The sequence below is a fragment of the Pseudonocardia asaccharolytica DSM 44247 = NBRC 16224 genome (genome assembly GCF_000423625.1).
Taxonomy (GTDB): domain Bacteria; phylum Actinomycetota; class Actinomycetes; order Mycobacteriales; family Pseudonocardiaceae; genus Pseudonocardia; species Pseudonocardia asaccharolytica.
In genome coordinates this window covers 36,847-56,997 of sequence record NZ_AUII01000009.1, presented here as the reverse complement: position 1 = coordinate 56,997, position 20,151 = coordinate 36,847, and the positions used below count along the sequence as shown (strand labels likewise).

22 protein-coding genes and 1 pseudogene are annotated in these 20,151 nt (G+C 71.4%); 11 read left to right on the top strand and 12 right to left on the bottom strand.

Features of this window, described 5'->3' with window-relative positions:
- Window positions 1-29: 29 nt before the first annotated feature.
- The 4 genes from G567_RS0112190 to G567_RS0112175 are packed head-to-tail and all read right to left on the bottom strand — an operon-like array spanning window position 30 to window position 3,275.
- A complete protein-coding gene (locus tag G567_RS0112190) occupies window positions 30-431 on the bottom strand; it encodes a nitrile hydratase accessory protein (protein WP_037056984.1) in 402 nt (133 codons plus the stop codon).
- Window positions 431-1,039 (bottom strand): nitrile hydratase subunit alpha, encoded by a 609-nt coding sequence (gene nthA / locus G567_RS0112185; RefSeq protein ID WP_028930210.1) that lies wholly within the window; start codon window positions 1,037-1,039, stop codon window positions 431-433. Before nthA (G567_RS0112185) ends, G567_RS0112190 begins: the two co-directional genes overlap by 1 nt.
- Window positions 1,036-1,734 (bottom strand): nitrile hydratase subunit beta, encoded by a 699-nt coding sequence (nthB, locus tag G567_RS0112180; protein ID WP_028930209.1) that lies wholly within the window; start codon window positions 1,732-1,734, stop codon window positions 1,036-1,038. The genes nthA (G567_RS0112185) and nthB (G567_RS0112180) overlap by 4 nt, the downstream gene beginning before the upstream one ends.
- Window positions 1,731-3,275: an amidase gene (locus tag G567_RS0112175; protein WP_028930208.1), complete on the bottom strand. Its 1,545-nt coding sequence runs from the start codon at window positions 3,273-3,275 to the stop codon at window positions 1,731-1,733. Before G567_RS0112175 ends, nthB (G567_RS0112180) begins: the two co-directional genes overlap by 4 nt.
- A gap of 272 nt (window positions 3,276-3,547) precedes the next feature.
- On the opposite strand from G567_RS0112175, the gene G567_RS0112170 reads away from it, so the two are divergent.
- From G567_RS0112170 to G567_RS0112145, 6 genes are all read left to right on the top strand, one after another.
- On the top strand, window positions 3,548-3,898 hold the full coding sequence (locus G567_RS0112170; protein WP_028930207.1) for an ArsR/SmtB family transcription factor: 351 nt from the start codon (window positions 3,548-3,550) through the stop codon (window positions 3,896-3,898).
- Between the two features lie 178 nt (window positions 3,899-4,076).
- Window positions 4,077-5,504 carry a substrate-binding protein gene (locus G567_RS0112165; protein ID WP_028930206.1) on the top strand — a complete coding sequence of 476 codons (1,428 nt, stop codon included), beginning with the start codon at window positions 4,077-4,079 and terminating at the stop codon, window positions 5,502-5,504.
- Between the two features lie 83 nt (window positions 5,505-5,587).
- Window positions 5,588-7,135: an amidase gene (locus G567_RS0112160; RefSeq protein ID WP_028930205.1), complete on the top strand. Its 1,548-nt coding sequence runs from the start codon at window positions 5,588-5,590 to the stop codon at window positions 7,133-7,135.
- Window positions 7,132-7,815, top strand: a complete 684-nt coding sequence (gene nthB, locus G567_RS0112155; protein ID WP_028930204.1) for a nitrile hydratase subunit beta — start codon at window positions 7,132-7,134, stop codon at window positions 7,813-7,815. The genes G567_RS0112160 and nthB (G567_RS0112155) overlap by 4 nt, the downstream gene beginning before the upstream one ends.
- Before the next feature lie 37 nt (window positions 7,816-7,852).
- Window positions 7,853-8,467, top strand: a complete 615-nt coding sequence (nthA, locus tag G567_RS0112150; RefSeq protein WP_028930203.1) for a nitrile hydratase subunit alpha — start codon at window positions 7,853-7,855, stop codon at window positions 8,465-8,467.
- Window positions 8,464-8,889: a nitrile hydratase accessory protein gene (locus tag G567_RS0112145; RefSeq protein ID WP_028930202.1), complete on the top strand. Its 426-nt coding sequence runs from the start codon at window positions 8,464-8,466 to the stop codon at window positions 8,887-8,889. The genes nthA (G567_RS0112150) and G567_RS0112145 overlap by 4 nt, the downstream gene beginning before the upstream one ends.
- Window positions 8,890-9,079: 190 nt before the next feature.
- Here the strand turns inward: G567_RS0112145 and G567_RS0112140 are convergent, their stop codons facing one another.
- From G567_RS0112140 to G567_RS0112130, 3 genes are all read right to left on the bottom strand, one after another.
- The gene (locus G567_RS0112140; protein ID WP_028930201.1) at window positions 9,080-10,300 is read right to left on the bottom strand and encodes a VOC family protein; all 1,221 of its coding nucleotides are present in this window, start codon (window positions 10,298-10,300) and stop codon (window positions 9,080-9,082) included.
- On the bottom strand, window positions 10,297-10,827 hold the full coding sequence (locus G567_RS0112135; RefSeq protein ID WP_028930200.1) for an RNA polymerase sigma factor: 531 nt from the start codon (window positions 10,825-10,827) through the stop codon (window positions 10,297-10,299). Before G567_RS0112135 ends, G567_RS0112140 begins: the two co-directional genes overlap by 4 nt.
- Before the next feature lie 134 nt (window positions 10,828-10,961).
- Window positions 10,962-12,005 (bottom strand): alpha/beta fold hydrolase, encoded by a 1,044-nt coding sequence (locus G567_RS0112130; protein WP_028930199.1) that lies wholly within the window; start codon window positions 12,003-12,005, stop codon window positions 10,962-10,964.
- 42 nt (window positions 12,006-12,047) lie between these two features.
- On the opposite strand from G567_RS0112130, the gene G567_RS0112125 reads away from it, so the two are divergent.
- Entirely contained in the window at window positions 12,048-12,266 is a 219-nt protein-coding gene (locus G567_RS0112125; RefSeq protein ID WP_028930198.1) for a DUF2277 domain-containing protein, read from the top strand.
- 65 nt (window positions 12,267-12,331) lie between these two features.
- Window positions 12,332-13,336 carry an LLM class flavin-dependent oxidoreductase gene (locus G567_RS0112120; RefSeq protein ID WP_245585639.1) on the top strand — a complete coding sequence of 335 codons (1,005 nt, stop codon included), beginning with the start codon at window positions 12,332-12,334 and terminating at the stop codon, window positions 13,334-13,336.
- Window positions 13,337-13,468: 132 nt separating this feature from the next.
- Here G567_RS0112120 and G567_RS37160 read toward each other — a convergent pair.
- The 3 genes and pseudogenes from G567_RS37160 to G567_RS36180 form a co-directional block, all read right to left on the bottom strand.
- Window positions 13,469-13,849, bottom strand: a pseudogene (locus G567_RS37160) (methyltransferase domain-containing protein); the annotation flags it as partial.
- Window positions 13,846-14,781: a hypothetical protein gene (locus tag G567_RS0112115; RefSeq protein WP_028930196.1), complete on the bottom strand. Its 936-nt coding sequence runs from the start codon at window positions 14,779-14,781 to the stop codon at window positions 13,846-13,848. The gene G567_RS0112115 and the pseudogene G567_RS37160, both read right to left, overlap by 4 nt.
- Window positions 14,778-15,047: a hypothetical protein gene (locus tag G567_RS36180; RefSeq protein ID WP_028930195.1), complete on the bottom strand. Its 270-nt coding sequence runs from the start codon at window positions 15,045-15,047 to the stop codon at window positions 14,778-14,780. The genes G567_RS0112115 and G567_RS36180 overlap by 4 nt, the downstream gene beginning before the upstream one ends.
- On the opposite strand from G567_RS36180, the gene G567_RS37155 reads away from it, so the two are divergent.
- Entirely contained in the window at window positions 14,931-15,602 is a 672-nt protein-coding gene (locus tag G567_RS37155) for an AAA family ATPase (RefSeq protein WP_373865889.1), read from the top strand. The genes G567_RS36180 and G567_RS37155 overlap by 117 nt on opposite strands.
- 420 nt (window positions 15,603-16,022) lie before the next feature.
- Here the strand turns inward: G567_RS37155 and G567_RS0112095 are convergent, their stop codons facing one another.
- Window positions 16,023-16,766 (bottom strand): maleylpyruvate isomerase family mycothiol-dependent enzyme, encoded by a 744-nt coding sequence (locus G567_RS0112095; protein WP_028930192.1) that lies wholly within the window; start codon window positions 16,764-16,766, stop codon window positions 16,023-16,025.
- A gap of 71 nt (window positions 16,767-16,837) precedes the next feature.
- Here G567_RS0112095 and G567_RS0112090 point away from each other — a divergent pair, with 71 nt between their 5' ends.
- Together G567_RS0112090 and G567_RS0112085 are read left to right on the top strand one after the other, a co-directional pair.
- Window positions 16,838-17,920 (top strand): nitrilase-related carbon-nitrogen hydrolase, encoded by a 1,083-nt coding sequence (locus G567_RS0112090; protein WP_028930191.1) that lies wholly within the window; start codon window positions 16,838-16,840, stop codon window positions 17,918-17,920.
- An 82-nt stretch (window positions 17,921-18,002) separates the two neighbouring features.
- A complete protein-coding gene (locus G567_RS0112085; protein ID WP_028930190.1) occupies window positions 18,003-18,689 on the top strand; it encodes a hypothetical protein in 687 nt (228 codons plus the stop codon).
- Between the two features lie 43 nt (window positions 18,690-18,732).
- Here G567_RS0112085 and boxB read toward each other — a convergent pair whose 3' ends face one another.
- Complete coding sequence (gene boxB / locus G567_RS0112080; protein WP_028930189.1) at window positions 18,733-20,145, bottom strand: benzoyl-CoA 2,3-epoxidase subunit BoxB; 1,413 nt, start codon at window positions 20,143-20,145, stop codon at window positions 18,733-18,735.
- Between the last annotated feature and the right edge of the window lie 6 nt (window positions 20,146-20,151).

Genomic DNA, 20,151 nt, shown 5'->3' with positions numbered 1-20,151 from the left:
CCCTGAACGTTATGGAGCCATGACGCGGCTCAGCGCCGGCCGGGATCGACCGCCACCGGCTCCCGGTGGGCCTCGTGGTGACCCGCGGTGCGCGGGGTGGCGAGCACCGCCCTCGTCCGCTCGTCGAGATCCGCCTCGGACAGGGCGCCGCTACCGGCCAGCACGGTCTCCAGCGCGGTCAGCCAGTGCTCGTAGTAGCGCCACGGATCCGGCCCGCCCTCGGCCTCCCACCTGCGGATCGACTCGATCAGCGACAGCTGGAACTCCGACCATCCGTACTGCCCGTTGTGGTAGGCCGCGACCGCCATCGCGAACGCCCGCAGCTCCCACGGCTGCTCGAACGGACACTCGCCGCCGGGCAGGCCGGAGATCAGCGCCTCCACCCGTCTGCGGGCATCACCGAGCTCCGTGGCGTCGACCCGGTATCCCATCAGGGAGCCTCCACCACTCCGGTGCCGATCATCGACTCGCGGGTGACGAGCGCGGCGAGGGCCTTCTCATCGAGATTCTCGGTGCCTGCCGGGCGGACCGGCAGCACCCAGTACCGCATCTCCGACGAGGAGTCCCACACCCGGATCTCCGTCGAATCCGGCAGCTCGAGGCCGAACGCCTCGCGCAACACCGTGCGTGGCTCGCGCACCATCCGGGAGCGGTAGGCGGGCTCCTTGTACCAGTTCGGCGGCAGCCCGAGCACCGGCCACGGATAGCAGGAGCACAGCGTGCAGACGATGGCGTTATGGGTGTTCGCTGTGTTTTCCACAACGACCATGTCCTCGCCCTGCAGCCCGCCGATCCCCAGCTCCGCGCAGGCCTTGGTGGCGTCGGCGAGCAGCCGGGCCTTGAACTCCGGATCGGTCCACGCCTTCGCGACGACCGCCGCGCCGAGCTGCGGGCCGACCTCGTTCTCGTAGATCTCGGCGAGGCGGTCCACCGCCTCGGTCGTCATGATCCCCTTCTCGATCATCAGCGCCTCGAGCGCCTTGACCCGGGCGGCGATCTCCTCCTGGCTGCGGACCTTCGGATTGGTCGGGGTGCTCATGCCGCGGACTCCTCCCGGGCGGGGACGATGTAGGGCTCCCAGACGTCGACGTAGACGACGCCGCCGGGTTCGGCGGCGTCCGCGCCCCAGAGCTCCTCGCCGGTGAACTTGACGGTGTAGACGTGCTGCGGGTCGTCCTCGCCGCCGTTGCCGGCGCTGTCGGGATAGATGAAGGTGCCGTGCGCCAGTTCGACGACACCGGACTTGCCCCGGATGTATCGGGCCTTGCGGGTGTGCCCGCGCGGGCTGTCGTCGACCACGGTCACGCGGTCACCGACCTGGAACTTCGGTTGCCTGCTGGACTCGCGGCGGGCGGGCGCGCCCTGTTTGACGGCGGCGTCGACGAAGGCCAGCAGATCGGGGTCCTTCCGGTCGGGCAGCGGTTCGTCGGGGTGATCGAGGTAGTACTGCGTCTTCGCGTCGAGCTCGGCCGGGTCGATCACGCCCGCTCTGGTGGCGTAGTGCTCGGCGGAGTGCAGCCAATGCTCGTAGTACGGGGAGAGCAGGTACACCGCCGGATGCATCTGCTCGATGCCGAAGCGGAACATGTCCACGCCGAACAGCCCGGCCCGGAAATTGGTGGGAAAGAGTGCGAACGCGGTCTTCTCCCACTCCGCGCGCCACACCGGTTCGTGCTCCGGGATGACGACCGGGCCCAGCCCGTCGGTCCCGCCCAGATCGTGCACTCCGTTCATGGCAGGCTCCCCCCTGTCGTGGTGCTCGGCGTCGGGAACCCCCCGACCGCCTGCTCGAACGTGTGGGCCACCCGCAGCGTGGTCGCGTCGTCGAAATGCTTACCGATGATCATCATTCCGACCGGCCTGCCGTCGCAGAGCCCCGCGGGCACCGACGTGGCCGGATGCCCGGTGACGTCGAAGGTGGCGGTGTTGGCGAGCATCTCCAGTGCGCGCGGTATGACCTCCTCGCGCGGGGCGTCGGCGTCCGGGATGGCCGTCGCGGTGACCGGGAGCGTCGGCATGACCAGCACGTCGTAGCTCGCGAGCGTGTCGTCGTAGGCCCTGCGCAGGTGGGCGGCCAGGTTGCGGGCCATGGCGTAGTGCTTGCCGTGGTAGCGGCTCATCGAATAGCCGCCGGTGAGCAGCACGAACTGGACGGTCTGGGAGAACTCGTCCGGGTTGGCCCGCCACTGGCCGCCGTAGTGCTCGATGAGTTCGGGGTCGTAGAGCCCCTGCCAGTTCATCCCATAGCCGTTGGCCTCGACCATCTGCGCCGCCGCGCCCTCGGTGGCGATGACGTCCCAGATCCGCGGGCCGTGCAGATGCCAGGGAACCGAGACCTCCTCGACGGTCAGGCCCGCCTCGCGCAGGGTCTCCGTGGCCTCGCGCACCCGGTCGTCCACACCCGGCTCGGAGTTCGGATGCCCGAAGCCCTCGGTGACCACGCCGACGCGCAGGCCCTCGGCCGAACGCGACAGCGCACCGGCGTAGTCGTCGACGGTCAGGTCGGCGGGCTGGCGCGGATCGAACCCGTCTCGCCCGGCCATGACGCCGAGCATCAGCGCGGCGTCGGCGACGGTACGGGTCATCGGGCCGAGGTGGTCAAGCGTCTGCTCGATCGGGAAGGCGCCGGTATAGGGGACGAGCCCGTGGGTGGGCTTGTGCCCGACGATGCCGCAATAGGCCGCCGGGATCCGCACCGAACCACCCTGGTCCCCGCCGGTGGCCAGGTCGACGATCCCGCTCGCGACCAGCGCGCCGCTGCCACTGGACGAGCCGCCCGCGGAGCGCGTCTCGTCCCAGGGGTTGCGCACCGGGCCCGTGCGCGAGGTGTGCGAGCCGCCGGAGAAGCACAGGTCCTCGCAGACCGCCTTGCCCGCGATCGTCGCCCCCGCGGCGAGCAGCCTGGCGACGATCGTCGCGTCCCGGCTCGGGGTGAACCCCTCCAGCGTCTTCGAGCCGTTCATCATCGGCACGCCGCCGACCGCGGTGTTGTCCTTGATCGCCACCGTCCGGCCTGCCAGCGGGCCGTCAGCGGCCTCGCGGATCTCGGTCGTCACGTACCAGGCGTTGTAGGGGTTCTCCAGGTTGGCGGGACGGGTCCATTTCCGCTCCGGGGCGGTGGGGGCGATCTGGGCGTAGAGCTCCTCGACCACGTCCCACGAGCCGAGCAGACCGTGTACGAAGGGCTGGAACGACTCGCGATCGGCGGCTGTGAGGGTCAGCCCGTAACGGCGTGCGGCTGCGGAGATGGCATCGGGATCAGGGAGTTCCACCATCGAGGGTCTCCTCGGGTCGGAGCCTGCCGCGACCGACCCTATTGAGACCCAGATAACAGGTCAATGTGTTGTGGCTCGTTGATATGTGCCGAGCAGGTGGCGGAGAGGCCCGGAGCGTTGCCGGACGGCCCGGCCGGCGTCGAGCACGGCCCGCGGTTCGGCGAGTGCGCAGCCGGTCACGTGGCACGGTGTCCTCTCGGGATGGCGGGATCGACTACGCTTCCGGCAATATGTCGAGCAGTGTTGACGCGTCGCCGAGGAGGTGGATCGCCATGGGGGCCGATCTGGCGTTCGACGCCCTCGCCGACCCGGTACGGCGCGAGATCCTGGGCATCCTCGCCGAGTGCGACGAGGTCAGTGCCGGTGACCTCGCGACCCGGGTCCCCTCGGTGGGGCGGACCGCCGTGTCCAGCCATCTACGGATCCTGCGTTCGGCGGGTCTGGTCACCGAGCGCCGTGACGGGCGCTACCGGTTCTACTCGGTGGATTCCTCCGGATCCGCCCGTGACGTGCTGGCGCTGCTGCATCAGCTGTTCCAAGCCGGCCTGGGCGAGGTCCGGGCGGCGGGAGACATCGCCGGCTCCGGCGCACCCGACGCCGAGGCGGAAAACCACACCGCCTGACACCGGTACGCTTGGCCCTCATCGTTCCCGGACGCATCTCGACCGGATGCCGACGGTGAACAACCCGTAGTACAAAGTTCCGGCTCGTTCCCACCGTCGTGAATCCGGAGTCATCGATGTGCTCGGTTCTGCTGTTCTGGACACACTCTCGCACTCGTGAGCGGCTCCGGGGTCGCTGATGCCCGTGCTCACCGTGACCGCGAAGGAGTATGTCGAAGCCCCGCCGGCCGTGACGTTCGGACTGTTCGGCGCAGGCGCGGGGTCGGGATGGATCTTCGACGCGCTCTGCGACCGGGTGACGCCGGGCGCCGCGGTCACGCTGCGCGCGCCGCTCGACGGGCCGGCGGCCGAGCCGGTGGAGATCCTGGGGCGCATCGGCGCGGTCATCCCGCCGTCGCGGATCGAGATCGTCCACGTGCAGCCGTGGCGGGGCCGGATCGTGCTGCGGTTCGCGGCGCGCGGTGGTGGCACTCGGGTGAGCCTGCAGGCCGAGATCGACAGGGACGGCCTGGAGTGGCTGATGCGCCGCCGCGGGCACCAGGTGCGGGAGCAGGCCACCGGCAATCCCCGGCTCGGTCTGCTGACGTCGAAGTCCGGTCCTGGGAGTCTGTTCGCTGCTGCGACGGACAGCCTGGCGGCGCTCGCTCTCGCCGAGGTCAACGCCGAGGGCGGGGTCGCCGGGCGGCCGGTCGAGCTGGTCGTGGGCGACGACGCGACGGATCCCGCGGTCGGCGTGACTGAGGCGCGCCGGCTCGTACGGTTGGGTTGCCGCACCATTTTGGTGGCGACCACATCGGCCACGTTCTTCGCGGTGTCCGAGGCGCTGGCCGATGCGGAGGTGCTCGTCGTCCAGACGCTGATGAACGAAGGCGGCGCCCACGGGCGGCTGCGTGTGCAATTCGGCGAGCGCCCCGCCGACCAGCTGGCCCAAGCGGCCCGCCCGATGATGGGCGCTGCGGGTGGGCGGCGGTGGTTCTTGGCCGGCAACGACTACTGCTGGCCGCGCAGCACCCACGCCGCGGCGAAGGAGATCCTGCCGCAGCTGGGCGGCCGGCTGGTGGGGGAGCGGTACGTGGCCCTCGGCACAGCCGACTTCGCGCCGGTCGTCGACGCGATCGCCCGGTCCGGCGCCGACGTCGTGCTCTCGACGTTCGTGGGTGCCGATGCCGCCGCGTTCCAGCGGCAAGCGCATGAGCTGGGCTTGCACGAGCGGTGCCTGACGCTGGCCCCCGCCTTGGACGAGTCGACGTTGACCCGCATCGGCTCCCCGGCGACGGCGGGCGTCCACACGATCTCCGGATACCTAGAGACGCTCGAAACCGAGGGGAACTCCGATCTGGTGGCCCGCTACCGGGAGGAATTCGGCCGGTGGGCCCCACCGCTTTCCACGCTGACCGAGTCGGTGTACGAGGGGGTGCACATCTGGTGGTGTGCCGTGCGGCGGGCAGGCACCGACGATCCTCGCGTCGTCGCGGACGCGATGCGGGCGGGTCGCTACGAGCTGCCCCGGGGCACGGTCGTGCTGGATGGGTCCGACCGCGTGGTACAGCGGCTCTACCTGTCCGAGGCAGTCGGCACGGAGTTGAGGGTCACCGGGTCCGGTTAATATTGCGTCAATGCGTCAGCATCTATTGACGTTTGTAGGTGCTCTCCCTAGATTCGGCCACCCCGACATCGACAGGAGAGCTGATGCCCGTACCGGTTCCCGATGCCGCCGCGCTCGCGGCGCTGTCCGAGCATTTCTCGTTCGGTTTGTCGGAGGCCGCGCTCGCGGAGTTCGCCCCGGCTGTCGCGGCGACCCTCGCCTCGTCGGAGGCGGTCGAGACGCTCTACGCACAGACCGTGCCCGAGGTCCCCGCCCGCGAGTGGGCGCCGGGCGAACACCCACTGGGCGCCTGGTACGTCACCACGGAGATCCGAGACCCGGAGGTGGCGGGCGGCCCACTCGCCGGCCGGACCGTCGCGATCAAGGACAACGTCGCCGTAGCCGGCGTACCGATGATGAACGGATCCGTCACCGTCGAGGGATTCGTCCCCCGCCGGGACGCGACGGTCGTGTCGCATCTCCTCGCGGCGGGCGCGACCATCGCGGGCAAGGCCGTGTGCGAGAACCTCTGCTTCTCCGGGGCGAGCTTCACGTCCCAGCCGGGGCCGGTACGAAACCCCTGGGATCCCGCCCGCAACGCGGGTGGCTCGTCGAGCGGGAGCGGCGTGCTGGTCGCCACCGGCGATGTCGACCTCGCGCTCGGTGGCGACCAGGGCGGATCGATCCGGATCCCCGCATCGTTCTGCGGCATCGTCGGCCACAAACCGACGCACGGGCTCGTGCCCTACACCGGGGCGTTCCCGATCGAGCAGACCCTCGACCACCTCGGCCCGATGACCCGCACCGTCGCCGACGCCGCGCTGATGCTGTCGGTGCTCGCCGGAGTCGACGGGCTCGACCCCCGCCAGCCCACCGAGATCGCGTCGGTGGACTACGTTGCCGCACTCGCCGAGCCAGCCACCGGGCTGCGCGTCGGGATTGTGACCGAGGGCTTCGGCACCTCCGTGTCCGATCCCGCGGTCGACGCCGCGGTCCGCACCGCGATCGAGGTGCTCCGCTCGGCGGGGTTGGTCGCCGAAGAGGTCTCCGTGCCCTGGCACCTCGACGCGATTCACGTGTGGAACGTGATCGCCACCGAGGGCGCCGCCTACCAGATGATCGAGGGCAACGGCCACGGGATGAACTGGCAGGGCCTGTACGACCCGGAGCTCATCGCGCACTACGCGAAGGGGCGGAAGGCGCGCGGGGCTGAGCTGTCCAAGACCGTGAAGCTCGTCGGGCTGTCGGGACGGCACACCTTCCTGACCGGAGGCGGCGTGTACTACGCGATGGCGCGCAACGTCGCACCCCCGATGCGGGCCGCCTACGACGCTGCCCTGTCCAACCACGACGTGCTGGTCATGCCCACGCTGCCTTACACCGCGCGGGAGATCCCGCCGGTCGACGCCTGTCTGGCCGACTACCTCGACACCGCGCTGTCGATGCTCGGTAACACGGCGCCCTTCAACGTCACCGGGCATCCGGCCTGCAGCGTCCCGACCGAGCTGGTCGGCGGCCTGCCGGCCGGAATGATGATCATCGGTAGGCATTTCGACGATGCCACCGTGCTGCGTGTCGCCCACACCTACGAACAGGCCCTCGGCGGGTTCCCCCACCCGCCGGTCACCGCGACGATCGGGAGGAACGCATGAACGGAGTCTTCGACCTCGGCGGCACGGACGGGCTGGGCCCCGTCGTGACTCAAGAGAACGAGCCGGTGTTCCGGGCGGAGTGGGAAAAGCCCGCGTTCGCCATGTTCGCCTCCTGCTTCCGGGCCGGCCTGTTCAACGTGGACCAATTCCGGCACGGCATCGAGAAGATGGACCCGGCGGAGTACCTGCTGACGAACTACTACGAGCACTGGGTGCACACCGTCGAGCACTACGGGGAGAAAAGCGGCCTGCTCGACATGGCCGAGCTCGAAGAGCGCACGCGGTTCTACCTCGACAACCCCGACGCGCCGCTTCCGCAGCGCGAGGATCCCGAGCTGCTGGCCTTCGTCGACGCCGCGGTCAAGCACGGCGCTCCGGCGAACCGGGACTCAGACAAGGTCGCCCAGTTCAAGGTGGGCGACCGGGTGACGATCAAGGCGGACAGCCCGTTCGGCCACACCCGACGGGCCCGCTACGTCCGCGGCCGCACCGGCGAGATCACCGCCGCGCACGGCACCTACCTCTATCCCGACAGCGCGGGCAACGGCGGCCCCGACGCCCCCGAGCACCTCTACACCGTCAGGTTCACCAACGAGGAGCTCTGGGGCGCCGAGACCGCCGAGCCGAACGGGGTCGTCTATTTCGACGTGTGGGAGCCCTACTTCACCCTCGCCTCCTGACCTTCCCTCCCCACCGAATCTTCGAGGAGTTTTCTTCATGGCTGGACCGACCGACACCCGCCTCAACACCCAGGAGGAGATCACCGCCCGGGTCAAGGCGCTCGAGGCGATGCTGATCGAGAAGGGGATCATGACGACCGAGGCGGTCGACCGCCTCGCCGAGATCTACGAGAACGAGGTCGGCCCGCAGCTCGGCGCCAAGGTCGTCGCGCGGGCCTGGAGCGACCCCGAGTTCAAGGCCCGGCTGCTCGCCGATGCCACCGCCGCATGCGCCGAGATGGACATCAGCGGCCTGCAGGGCGAGGAGATGATCGCCCTGGAGAACACCGACGACGTGCACAACCTGGTCGTCTGCACGCTGTGCTCCTGCTACCCGTGGCCGGTGCTCGGACTGCCGCCGAACTGGTACAAGGCCCCGCCCTACCGCGCGCGGATCGTGCGGGAGCCGCGGAAGGTGCTGGCCGAGGACTTCGGCTTCGTGGTCCCCGACTCGGTCGAGATCCGGGTCTGGGATTCCAGCTCCGAGCTGCGCTATTGGGTGCTGCCGAAGCGACCGGAGGGGACCGAGGAGATGGGCACGTTCGACCTCGCAGCGCTCGTCACCCGGGACTCGATGATCGGCGTCGGCCCGGCCGCCTCCCCGTCGTCATGACCGCCTCGGAGACCGGCGTGCGTCCTGACGCCACCACGATCGGCGACGCACGCCGCCGTGTGGAAACACTAGTGTGTGGCCTTCCCGGAGGCGGGATCGACGAACGCATGTTCAACGAACCGTGGGAGCTTCGCGCGTTCGCCATGGCGGTCGCCGCCTACCACAGCGGCAAGTACGAGTGGGGCGAGTTCCAGCGTTCCCTGAGCCACTCGATCAGGCAATGGGAGGAGGGCAACGGCGGCGAGCCGTGGAGCTACTACGAGCACTGGCTCACCGCGCTGGAGACGGTGCTGGCCGACAACGGCGTGCTCTCCGACGTCGCGCTCGACGACCGCACCCGTGAAGTGATGGCCGTGCCGCGCGACGCCAACCACCACAAGGCCCACCGCGAGCCGATAGCGATCTCACCCGCAATCCGCTGACGCGGCGAGTACTCGGCCCGGCCTACCTCACTCTGGTGGGCCGGGCCGACACGTCTGGACATCAGCGGGTGCGCCGGCGGGGAGATGATGGGCGGATGCGCCGACCCTCACCCGGGGAGGGCGGTCCTCGGATCGACACCGTGGAGGCCGTCGGCGACACGGCCGGACGAGGGAACAGTTGACGGGTCGATCAGTACTGCACCAGCGAGAACCGGCAGCCTTGGTCGTCGACGCAGGCGGCATAGGTGTCGGACCCGGCGAACGCCGGCTCCTCGGCGGTTCCCCCCGCCGTCCGGACGGCGGCCACCGCTGCGGCGATATCGGCCACGGCGAACGTCGGCACGATCACCGGATCCCGGCCGTCGGCGACGCCGGTCGTCGGATGGCTGTCGCGGTCATCGATACGAACGATCCAGGCACCTGTCTCCGGGCCCGGCGCGAACCCCCAGCCCAGCACCGTTCCGTAGAAGGCGCGGGCGCGCCCGGTGTCGGGCACCTCGATCGCCAGGGAGGTGAGCGCGCCGGGCCGGGCGATGTCGAGCGCCAGTGTCCCCGCAGGCGGGGTGAAGACGGCGAACCGCAGGCCCTGGTCGTCGACGCAGTCGGCGACCCGGCCGTAGGGCCGGACGGTCGGCTCGGCCGCGGTGCCCCCTGCCGCACGCACCAGTTCCACTGCGGCGTCGACGTCGGCGACGGCGTAGCAGCAGAACGCGGTCCGTCGGTCCTGGCCGCCGACGATCGCCGGCGCAGATCCGTGGGGCGCGGCGGCCGTCCACCCCAGGACCGCACCGTAGAACTGAGCGGCGGCCGCCGCGTCGGAGGTCCACAGCGACGCGTATCCGACGTCGCCCGGTCGCAGCACGGCTGTCTCCCGTGACACCATCCAGCGGTGCCCTGTCGGGTCGACGACCACTCCGCCGCGCCCGTACGGCGAGTCGGCAACCGGGCGCTCCAGCCGGGCTCCGTGGGTGACGGCCCGATCGACGACGGCGTCGGGATCGGCGACCTCCAGCCGCAGCGACTGGGTCACCGCGCCGCGGGCCGGGGCGACCAGCCCGAGGTCCGGGAACTCCTCGGCGAGCATGAGCACGCTGTCGCCGAGGGCGATCTCGGCGTGCCCGATGCGTCCGTCGGGCATCCGGATCGGCTCGCCGCGGCGCACCCCGCCGAACGCGTCGGCGTAGAACGCGAGCGCGACGGCGGCGTCGGGCACGGTCAGGTATGGGGTGACGGTATGCAGCGCGAGCGACTCGGCGGTCGACGGCGCGGCGGATGCGGTCGGCATGGCGTTCTCCCACGCGTTCGGATGCAGGACGGCGCGCTCGAGGCGGGCGCGCAGCCGGGCGGCGAAGGCCGGGTCCGGGGCGACGGGCCGGACTGGTTCGCGGAGGTCGTCCAGCGGATCGGTCATGCCGGGCCTCCCTCCATGTGCCGCAGGTATGTGCGGCGAAACGCGGCGCGGGCGCGGGCAAGCAGCGCCTCGGTGGCGCGCACGCTGCGGCCGAGAACGTCGGCGACCTCGCCCACCGACAGACCGTCGAGGTAGCGGAACGTCAGGACGGCGCGGTGCACGGCGCTCTGCGCGGCAAGCACCTCGCGGGCGAGCAGGACGTCGAGCTCGTCATCCCACGGATCGGTGTGGTCGGGGGCGTCGCCGCCGACGGCGCGCAGCCCGCGCTCCTCGCGGTCGAGCGCCCGCCAGTGGTCGACGAGCTTGTGCCGGGCGATCCCGATGAGCCATCCGGTGGTGAGGACGGCCGGCGGATGCCGGCGACAGGTCTGCAGCGCCGCCAGGAACGTCTCGGCGGTCAGGTCCTCGGCGAGCGCGCGGCGCCCGCACCGCGCGAGCAGGTAGCCGTAGACCTCCGGCAGCGCGGCGTCGTACACATCGAGCAGCGCCAGCCCCGGGTCGGGCCGGACCCGCGCGCCGCCGTTCATGTCCCTCCATCGGTCCCGGGCGCCGGAGTCCGACGGTTCCTCACCGGATCGGAGCAACGGCTGGCCCCGTCCCGTGGTGACCGGGCGCGGAAATACCCCGACTCGCGCTCGGAAATACCGCGACTCGCGGGGGGTCAGGCGGAGTGGAGGAAGTCGGTGAAGACCGCGACCCAGCGGTCGCGGGCGTCGAAGTGCGGGCCGTGGCCGGAGCCGGGGAACATCTCGGTGCACACGCGGCCGCCCGCGTCGGCGTAGCGGCGCAGGATGTCGCGGATCTGGCCGACCATCGGCTGCGGGGGGAACACGCCGTCGCCGGGCCAGTCCGGGATCTCTCCGGCCGCCCCGAGCGTCCCCATGTCCAGCGCCGAGCTGTCGGCGACGACGACGTCGGCCTCGCCGTGGGTCCACAGCACCGGCGGTTTCGGATCGAGCTCGACGATGTCCGACCAGTCGCAGTACTTGGGGGACAGTGCGTTGAGGATGCCCCGGGTGCCCGGCGCCGTCCCCGGCCAGTTCTGCGACGGTGTGCTGTCGCCGGGGTAGCCGTCGTCGCCGACGACGGTCTTGAGCACCTCGGTGACGAGCAGGTCCTCGCGCGGCTCGACGTGGGTCGGAGCCCAGTACGCCGCGCGCATGACCGAACGGATGGAGAACGGGCTGTCGGCCGACGCGTCGCCCGCGGCCAGCCGGGACACCAGCTCGGGGGCGGTAGTGCCGCCGCCGGTGCCCGCGAAGTCCGCGAAGCACGGTCTGCCGTCGCGGTGGGTGCCGCCGAAGCCATAGGGCGCGACGGGATCGATGAAGGTCAGCGAGGCCACCGGCCGGTCGTGGGCATAGCGCGCGATCGCCGCGCCGCCGGTGGACCAGCCGACCAGATGCGGCGGCTGCTCGACGCCGAGCGCGTCCAGCAGCGCGCCAGTGTCCTCGGCCCAGTCGGCCAGGCCGCGGGTGGCGTCGAGCGGGAGCGGCTCGGTGTCACCGAAACCGCGCATGTCCGGGGCGATCACCCGGTACCCGTCGGGGAGGTCGGGGAACAGATGCTCGTAGAACCGGCCGGTGGAGAGATTGCCGTGGATCATCACGATCGGCGTACCGTCGGCGGGACCTGATTCGACGTAGTGCATCCGCAGCCGGTCCGTATCGACGGTGGCGGAACGAACCCCGGGCAGAAGCGTCATATGCCCGATCATTTTGTGCCCGGAGGGGGAGGTCAAGAGGCCATGTGCCGCAGTATCAAGACCCTGCGTCCGCCGATGGCCCCGGAGGTGACCGACGAGGACGTGCGCGCCGCCGCGCTGCAGTACGTCCGCAAGATCTCGGGATTCCGGGCGCCTGCCCCGCACAACGCGGAGGTGTTCGACACCGCGGTGGAGGCGGTGGCGGCGGCGACCCGCGCGCTGCTCGATGGGCTGGTCGTGCGCGGGCAGCGAGCGAGCTGATGCGACACGGCCTTCGCGGCCGTCCGGGTTAGTGTGGCACTTTCCGGGTGGAGCGGAGGCCGGATGTGACGGAGCGGCTGGGCGTCGCGGTGCACGGCGGGACACTGGCGACGGCGGCGCTGGCCGCCCGCCGTGCCGAGGAACGAGGCTTCGAGCCGGTGTGGACCACCGAGTTCTACGACCGCTCGGCCACCGTGTCGCTGGCTGCGATGGCCGCCGCGACCAGCACGGTGACGATCGCCAGCGGCATCGCCTACGCCGTCGGGCGCAGCCCCCTGGTGCTCACCGCCGAGGCCCGCGACCTCGACGAGCTGTCCGGCGGCAGGCTCATCCTGGGGCTGGGCACCGGCACCCGCCGGATGCAGCAGGACTGGCATGGGGCCGACGGCTCCGCGCCCGCGCCGCGCGTTGAGGAGCTGGTGGGGCTGCTGCGCCGGATCTGGGCGATGGGCCCCTCCGGCGTCCGGCACGAGGGCCGCTTCTACCGGATGGCGCTGCAGCCCACCGTCGAGGTCACCCCGCGCGAGCCCGTCCCTGTCTACCTCGCCGGGTTCAACCCGCGCATGGTGGCGGCCGCCGGAGCGGTCGCCGACGGGCTGGTCGGGCACCCGATCTTCACCCGGCGCTACGTCGACGAGGTGGTGCGGCCCGCGCTGCACAAGGGCGCGGCGACGACCGGGCGCAACCCCGACATCCCGATCGCCGGGTACGTCATCTGCAGCGTCGCCGAGGACGGTGACCGGGCCCGGCGCGATGCCGCCGCGCAGATCGCGTTCTACTCGGTGGTGCGCACCTACCGCCGCCTCATCGAACTGGAGGGCTTCGAGGCCTCGGTCGCGGCGATCCGGGAGGCCTGGTCGCAGCGCGACGCCGACGCCATGATCGCCGCGGTCACCCCCGGCATGCTGGGCCGGATCGCGGTGGCCGGCACCCCCGACGAGGCCCGCGACCAACTCGTGCGGTGTCGCGGCCGCTACGACCGGCTGCTGTGCTACGCGCCGAGCTACGGTCTGAGCGGCGCGGAGCTCACCGACCGCCTGGACGCGATCATCGACACGTTCGGACGCTGACGGCTCAGAGTCGCCGCGCCCCGTAGACGGCGTTGGCCGGGATGTCGGCGATGCGGCGGACGTCGGCGAACGGGTTGGCGAGGTTCTCGGCCAGCTCCTCGGCCGCCTGCGGTTCCCCACCACCAGCAGAGTGCCACCGGGGCGCAACGCGCGGTGGGCGGTGGCCGCGGCGGCAGTGGGATCGCCGAGGTCGTGCAGGGTGTCGAGCAGGCAGATCAGGTCGAACCCGGCCGCCGGGTAGCCCGCGGCGTCGGCCACCTCGAAGTGCACCCGGTCGGCCACCCCCGCCGCGGCGGCGCGGGCGCGGGCGACCTCGATCGACGCCGGATGGGCGTCGCTTCCGCGGCGTCCGGCCGCGGACCCGAATCCCGTGCGGCGGTGGCGGTCATGGTGCTCCTTCCGTCCATGGGACCCGAGCGTGCTCGGCGGGCCCGCCCCGGGATCGGGGGCGCGACCCCACCTGACGGCGCGAACGACCCAGCTAACGACGCGGCGGCGCGCCCGACGGCTCACGCCACGGGCTTCGCCCCGCTCAAGGCCGCGAGGCGTTCGGTCGACATGCAGGAGACCATGCAGCGCTCCTTGGCATCGCCCAGCAGGGACGCCGTCCACGTCGTCAGCCCGCCGTCACCGAGGTCGATCTCGTCGGTGCCGTTGTGGGCCCGGATCCCCACGGCGGCGCCGGCGTAGTAGCCGCGGCCGTGGGTCCGCGCCGGGTCCTCCTCGACCCGCACCATCGGCGAGCGGGCGGCGAGCGCGGGCAGGACCGCGTCGTGGAAGCGCTCGGCGACCGGGCGGGCGCCGAACCAGGTGACGGTCAGCCGCGGCCGGCGCCGGGGGACGCACTCGGCGAGAACCGTGGACCAGACGGCCAGGTGGTCGCGCAACATCTGGGCCTCGACCGTCCCCGAGCCCCGGTCCCGGGTGCTGGAGACGAGGGCGAACAGCCGGAAGTGGGCGGCCAGGCCGGGGCCGTCGAAGGCCTGGGCCCGCAGCACGCGATGACACGCGGCGAGGTCGACGCGGCTGCTCCGCTCGCCCGCCGCACGCCGGCGGGCCGCTTCGACGGCAAGCGCGTTCGTCGGGTCGCTGACCACCTCGGTCCCGCGGACCGTGGTCACCACCCGGTTCTGGTCCACGGTCGCCACCGCCGAGCAGACCCCCAGCGGCGCGACCGGGGACAGCTCGACGCCGGCGAAGGCGCCGGGCAGCAGCTCCCACAGCCGGGCCTCCAGGGCCGCCAGCTGGCGGGGGTCGGTCGTCGACGGCCGCACGAACCGGTCGTCGCGCCACCGCTGCAGCACGCGGGCCGGGCTGACCCGACGGGCCCGGGACCGGGCGACGTCGATGAGCAGGGTCTGCAGGTCGGTGGGCGGCAGGCCGCTCTCCAGTGCGGCGAGCGGGTCGTCGAGCACACTCCGCCAGACGCGGTCGGTCGGGGTCATGCCGTCTGATCCTCCCCGCGGAGACGCCGGGGCGCGACCGACCCGGATAGCGCCCCGGTGGCGGTTGTCGTGCGTCCGCACCGCGCCACCCTCGCCGGATGGACCAGCTCCTGTGCCCGGAGATCGTCGGCCGGGATGCCGAGCTGCGCATCGCCCACGAGGCGGCCGATGCCGCCGCCCGCGGCGCGGGCACCAGCGTCGTCCTGCTCGGAGCAGCCGGAACCGGCAAGTCCCGGCTGCTCGACGAGGCCCGCGCGCGGGCTCACGACAGCGGGGTGCGGGTGCTGCGCGGCCGGGTGACCGAAAGTGCCGCGGCGACCCCGTTCGGGCCGTTCGCCGAGGCCGTCGCCGCCGCGTTCCGCTCCGGATGGCCCGCGGATCCGGCGCTGCTCCCGGTGCGGGGTTGCTCGGACGGCTGGCCGGCGAGGACGCCCGCGGGTGGTGTGGCGCCGTCCCCGCTTGCGCTGGCCCCGAGGCGCTGCTGCGGCTGCTGCACGCCGCGGCGCTGGCCCGGCGCGTGCTCGCGGTCGTCGCCGATGAGCATCCGCGGCTGCCGGGGCACTGGTGCGGGCTCGCCGCCGCCCTGCCGCCGGTCGACGCACTCTCCTGAGTGGGTGCGCGGGCGTCCTAACCGGGGACGGCGCACCGCTGTGCCGCGCTGTGCCGCGCGGTGGCGGCGGCACACGTTGGCTCCCGACACGCCGACCAGTCCCCGGCGTGCAGGAGGAGCCCGATGGAACCCGCCCTGGGCGAGCCGTTCGCGGCCAGCCCCGACACCCACGTCATCCCCACGCATTGGCCGGTGCCGAACACCGGCGTGATCGGAATGAACGCCTTCGTCGTGCACGCCGCGGAACCGGTGCTCGTCGACACCGGAACCGCCGCGCTGAGCGCCGGCTGCTCGAGCGCACCCCGCGGGCCCGGTGCTGACATCGTTCATGGCGATCGGGCGGATGCTGCCCGAGGGCCCGTTCCCGCTGGACCGGGTGCGCCTGGTCAACCCCGGCGAGACCGTGAACGTCGGCGGCCGCAATCTGCGCGCGCTGCGGCCGCTGCTGTTCGGTCCACGGCTGTCTCGACCGTGTCGTCGACGCCCTGTGCAGTGCACCGTCCGCCGATCCCGTCCCGAGCGTCACGCAGGCCGAGCTGGAGGCCCTGCTCGCCGGGTTCGAACCCCGGACGGAGACCGCCGGGGTCTGAACGTCCCGGCGCCCGTTCGGTCGCGGATCAGAGCCGGCGGATCAGAACGGCACCGGGGTCGCCAGCAGGCCATCCCCGGTGCTCCGGCCGGACAGGATCCGGCAGAACTCGACGGCGTCGAGTTCCAACGCAGGCCCCCCGTCGCCCCGGAGGAAGCGGCCCCCCGCCGGGCCATCCAACGTCAGCGTGAACGGCGCGCCGTGGCGGCGGGCCCATTCCGCGACGACGTCGGCGATGATCCGCCCGTCGTGGTCGGCGCGCAGCGCGACCTCCCGGCCGGTCGCCCGGCACACGTCCACGCGGTGCATCCACACGTCCCGGGTGTAGATCACGTCCACCAGATAGCGAAGCCGCCACGTCTCGTGCAGCGGGGCGCCGATCCGCAGCGGGAGCCCGCCGGCCAGCCGTGACCAGCGGCTCCGCCAGCGCACCGCCGAGGGAATCGCGGTCCGCAGGCGGGTTGTCAGCTCCGCGGGGCCGAGGTGCTGCCGATGCTCGACCTGCACCGCGCTCACCGGGTCGACATCCACCGTCAGGCCCCGCAGGCCGTGGCGCATCTGGCGCAGCATCTCCCGTGGCGAGGCGTTCGCCTCGACCGACCCGAGGACGTGCGCGACGAGCAGCCGCACGGTCCACGGTGCACATTCGGTCGGACGTTCCCAGTCGGCCTCGGTGAGTGTGTCGGCCAGCTCGGCGAAGCGCAGATACTCGGCCCGCGCGAGCCCGCCCGCCTCCGCGAACCGCAACGGCGGCAACGCATTCACCTCGACGACTCGCTCGTTCACCGTGCCTCGTCCCCCATCCGATCGTCCGCCGACGGCTCGCGGCCCCTCGTGACCGATGCCACACTCCGCTCATGCCGGAGCCGTACGTCGCAGTCGGCCTGATCCCCACGGTGCGGGGTATCCGCACTCGCGCGGACATCGGCCGCAATCTTGACCACATCGCCCAGCTGTTTCGCGCCGCCTCGTGGCTGTCGAGCCTCGACCTGCCGGTCCGGCTCGTCGCCATTCCCGAGGGCGGGCTGCAGGCCTTCAACGACGAGGTGCTCGACCTCGATCATGTCAGCTACGCCCGGGAGTGCGCGATCGACATCCCTGGCCCCGAGACCGATTTCCTCGGCGATCTCGCCCGCACCTACGGGACGTTCGTGATGGCCCAGGCCAAGGCGCGGCACGAGGCGTTCCCGGACCGGTTCTTCAACGTCGGGTTCGCGCTCGACCCGCAGGGCGAGATCGTCCTGAAGCACTACAAGCTGTCCACTCTCTATCCGGTCGAGCATTCGGTGACCCCGCACGACGTGTGGGACCGCTGGGTGGAGCTCTACGGGCTGAGCCTCGATGCGCTCTTCCCGGTCGCCGACACCGAGATCGGCAGGCTCGCGGTGCTGATGGCCAACGAGGGCTCGTATCCCGAGAATGCGCGCGGGCTGGCGCTCAACGGCGCGGAGGTCGTCTACCGGGCGTCGTATCCGCACCCGCACACCGGGAACGAGTTCTTCGAGATCCAGAGCCGGGCCCGCGCCCTGGACAACAACTTCTACGTCGTGGCGCCCAACCTGGCGACCTACTACCTGCACGCCGACGCGCCGGATCCGATCGACACGTTCGGCGGCCGCTCGATGGTGATCGACTACAAGGGTCGGGTCGTCGGCCAGCATCTGTACGGGGCGGGGTCGTCCTACGTCGCCGGGACGATCGACATCGGGGCGCTGCGGCACTTCCGGACCCATGCCCAGTGGGACAACTGGGCCAAGGATCTGCGCACCGAGCTCTACCAGCTGATCTACCAGCAGCCGATCTACCCGAAGAACCTCTACGCCGAGCGGGCGCCGTTCACTCACGCGGAGTTTCGTGAGCGGGTGACCGAGCGGCAGATCGAGCTGATGGTCGAGCGGGGGGTATGGGTGGAGCCGGGCAAGGAGATCGACGATCTCTAACGAGAGCACTGCTCTTGACGAGATCCGACCGGTGGTGCACGCTGCTTTTAAGCGAGAGCAGTGATCTTAAAAGGGGGCAGTGATGTCCAGCTCGACCGCCGTGCCCGTCCGCTCGCCGAACCTGGCCCGACGGGCGAACGCGGGTCCCCTCGCCCTTGCCGCCGCGGGCGTCCTGTTCGTGCTCTACCCGGCCGTGCGGCCCTACACCGACGAGACGTCGGCGCCGGATGCGGCGGTGGCGTTCGCGTCGCCGCTGTGGATCGTGGCCCATCTGGCGGCGGTGGCCGGCTTCGTCCTGGTCGCGTTCGGGCTGCTCGCGCTGCGCGACCGGCTGGTCTCGACCCCGGGTGGGCGGCTCGCCCTCGCCGCGCTCGGTGTCTGGTGGGTCGGTGCGGGCATGGTGCTGCCCTTCTACGGCGCGGAGATCTTCGCGCTGCACGAGATCGGCGAGCGGATCCGCCGGACCGGTGATGTGGGCGTGTTCGACCTCGTCGAGGCCGTCCGGACGGGGCCGGTCCAGTTCACGGTCTTCGGACTCGGGCTGCTGCTGCTCGCCGTCGCCGCGGTGCTCGCCGCGCTGGCCGTGGGCCGGTCCGGCGCGCTGGGCCGGTGGAGCGGGGTCGCGTTCGCCGTGGGGTTCGGGCTGTATCTGCCGCAGTTCTTCGCCGCACCGGGGCTGCGGATCGCGCACGGTGTGCTCGTCTGCGTCGGCTGCGTGATCATCGCGGCGGAGCTGCGCCGGATAACCCCAGGTGAGACCTGCCTGTGAGTGCGTAACAGTGTTCTAACACTGTTACGCACTCACAGGGCTGTCAGGCCAGGTGGACGTACTCGTACTCGAAGGGCTTGCCGTTGATGCCGTTCGAGGGCGGGGCGATCCAGCCGGCGATCTTGCCGGGCTCGTAGACCGGGCGCATGAGCGAGCGGACGTGCTCCTTGTCGGCCGCGCTGGGTAGCCACCGGTCGTGGCCGGCCTCCCACACGTCGGCGCCGACGAGGTCGCCCGCCGGGGTGATGTGGTGCTCGGCGAACAGCCCGACGCGGCGGTTGAACCCGATGTGCGGCAGGGTCAGCCGCCGGTCGATGCCCGCCTTCTCCAGCACCCGGTTCCAACGCTTGAGCCCGGATTGGCAGTCCTTGACGTACTCGGTCTGCAGGTCGTGGTTGAGTGCGAGCAGCGCCGGGACCTCCTGGGTCGTCACCTGTCCGTCGCGGACCAGGTCGATCCGCGTGGTGTCCTCGGTGAGCTGGTGGTCGTCGCGGCGGCGCTCCTCCTGCCAGCGACCCTTCAGTCCGGCGGTGAAGTAGTTGGCGGCGTTGGTGGACTGCTCGGAGCCGAACAGGTCAAGGGACACCGAGTAGTGGAAGTTGATGTAGCGCTGGATGACGTCGAGCGGGATCCCGCCGTGCGGGCCGACCTCCTCGGTGTCGTGCTCGCGCGTCAGCTCCGCGGTGCGGGCGACCACGCGGTCGATACCGGTGGTACCGACGAACATGTGGTGCGCCTCCTCCTTGAGCATGAACTCGCAGGTGCGCGACAGCGGGTCGAACGCCGACTCCTTCAGCGTGCCGAGCTGGTACTTGCCGTCCCGGTCGGTGAAGTAGGTGAACATGAAGAAGCTCAGCCAGTCCGGGGTCTCCTCGTTGAACGCCCCCAGGATCCGGGGCGAGTCGAGGTCGCCGGAGTTGCGCTGCAGCAGCGCCTCGGCCTCCTCGCGGCCGTTGCGGCCGAAGTAGGCGTGCAGCAGGTAGACCATCGCCCAGAGGTGACGGCCCTCCTCCACGTTGACCTGAAACAGGTTGCGCAGGTCATACAGCGACGGAGCGGTCTCGCCGAGGCGACGCTGCTGCTCGACGGAGGCGGGCTCGGTGTCGCCCTGGATGACGATCAGCCGCTGCAGGTCGGCCCGGTACTCGCCGGGGACCTGCTGCCAGACCGGCTCGCCCTTCTGCTCGCCGAAGGCGATGCGCCGGTCGTCGCCCCGCTCCGCCAGGAACACCCCCCAGCGGTACTCCTCCATGGCCACGTGGCCGAACTGCGCCCAGCCCTCCTTGCCCACGTCCACCGCGGTGCGCAGGTACACATCGTGGGTCGGCAGGGCCGGACCCATCGTCTTCCACCAGTTCAGAAAGTTGGGCTGCCAGGACTCCAGCGCGCGCTGCAGCTTGCGGTCGCTCGCCAGATCGACGTTGTTCGGGATCTTCTCGCCGTAGTTGATAGCCACTGCCGT

Bases quoted from the DNA above. Each gene is read 5' to 3' on its own strand.
- G567_RS0112190 (WP_037056984.1), bottom strand. From the start codon at position 431: ATGGGATACCGGGTCGACGCCACGGAGCTCGGTGATGCCCGCAGACGG.
- nthA (WP_028930210.1), bottom strand. From the start codon at position 1,039: ATGAGCACCCCGACCAATCCGAAGGTCCGCAGCCAGGAGGAGATCGCC.
- nthB (WP_028930209.1), bottom strand. From the start codon at position 1,734: ATGAACGGAGTGCACGATCTGGGCGGGACCGACGGGCTGGGCCCGGTC.
- G567_RS0112175 (WP_028930208.1), bottom strand. From the start codon at position 3,275: ATGGTGGAACTCCCTGATCCCGATGCCATCTCCGCAGCCGCACGCCGT.
- G567_RS0112170 (WP_028930207.1), top strand. From the start codon at position 3,548: ATGGGGGCCGATCTGGCGTTCGACGCCCTCGCCGACCCGGTACGGCGC.
- G567_RS0112165 (WP_028930206.1), top strand. From the start codon at position 4,077: ATGCCCGTGCTCACCGTGACCGCGAAGGAGTATGTCGAAGCCCCGCCG.
- G567_RS0112160 (WP_028930205.1), top strand. From the start codon at position 5,588: ATGCCCGTACCGGTTCCCGATGCCGCCGCGCTCGCGGCGCTGTCCGAG.
- nthB (WP_028930204.1), top strand. From the start codon at position 7,132: ATGAACGGAGTCTTCGACCTCGGCGGCACGGACGGGCTGGGCCCCGTC.
- nthA (WP_028930203.1), top strand. From the start codon at position 7,853: ATGGCTGGACCGACCGACACCCGCCTCAACACCCAGGAGGAGATCACC.
- G567_RS0112145 (WP_028930202.1), top strand. From the start codon at position 8,464: ATGACCGCCTCGGAGACCGGCGTGCGTCCTGACGCCACCACGATCGGC.
- G567_RS0112140 (WP_028930201.1), bottom strand. From the start codon at position 10,300: ATGACCGATCCGCTGGACGACCTCCGCGAACCAGTCCGGCCCGTCGCC.
- G567_RS0112135 (WP_028930200.1), bottom strand. From the start codon at position 10,827: ATGAACGGCGGCGCGCGGGTCCGGCCCGACCCGGGGCTGGCGCTGCTC.
- G567_RS0112130 (WP_028930199.1), bottom strand. From the start codon at position 12,005: ATGACGCTTCTGCCCGGGGTTCGTTCCGCCACCGTCGATACGGACCGG.
- G567_RS0112125 (WP_028930198.1), top strand. From the start codon at position 12,048: ATGTGCCGCAGTATCAAGACCCTGCGTCCGCCGATGGCCCCGGAGGTG.
- G567_RS0112115 (WP_028930196.1), bottom strand. From the start codon at position 14,781: ATGACCCCGACCGACCGCGTCTGGCGGAGTGTGCTCGACGACCCGCTC.
- G567_RS0112090 (WP_028930191.1), top strand. From the start codon at position 16,838: ATGCCGGAGCCGTACGTCGCAGTCGGCCTGATCCCCACGGTGCGGGGT.
- G567_RS0112085 (WP_028930190.1), top strand. From the start codon at position 18,003: ATGTCCAGCTCGACCGCCGTGCCCGTCCGCTCGCCGAACCTGGCCCGA.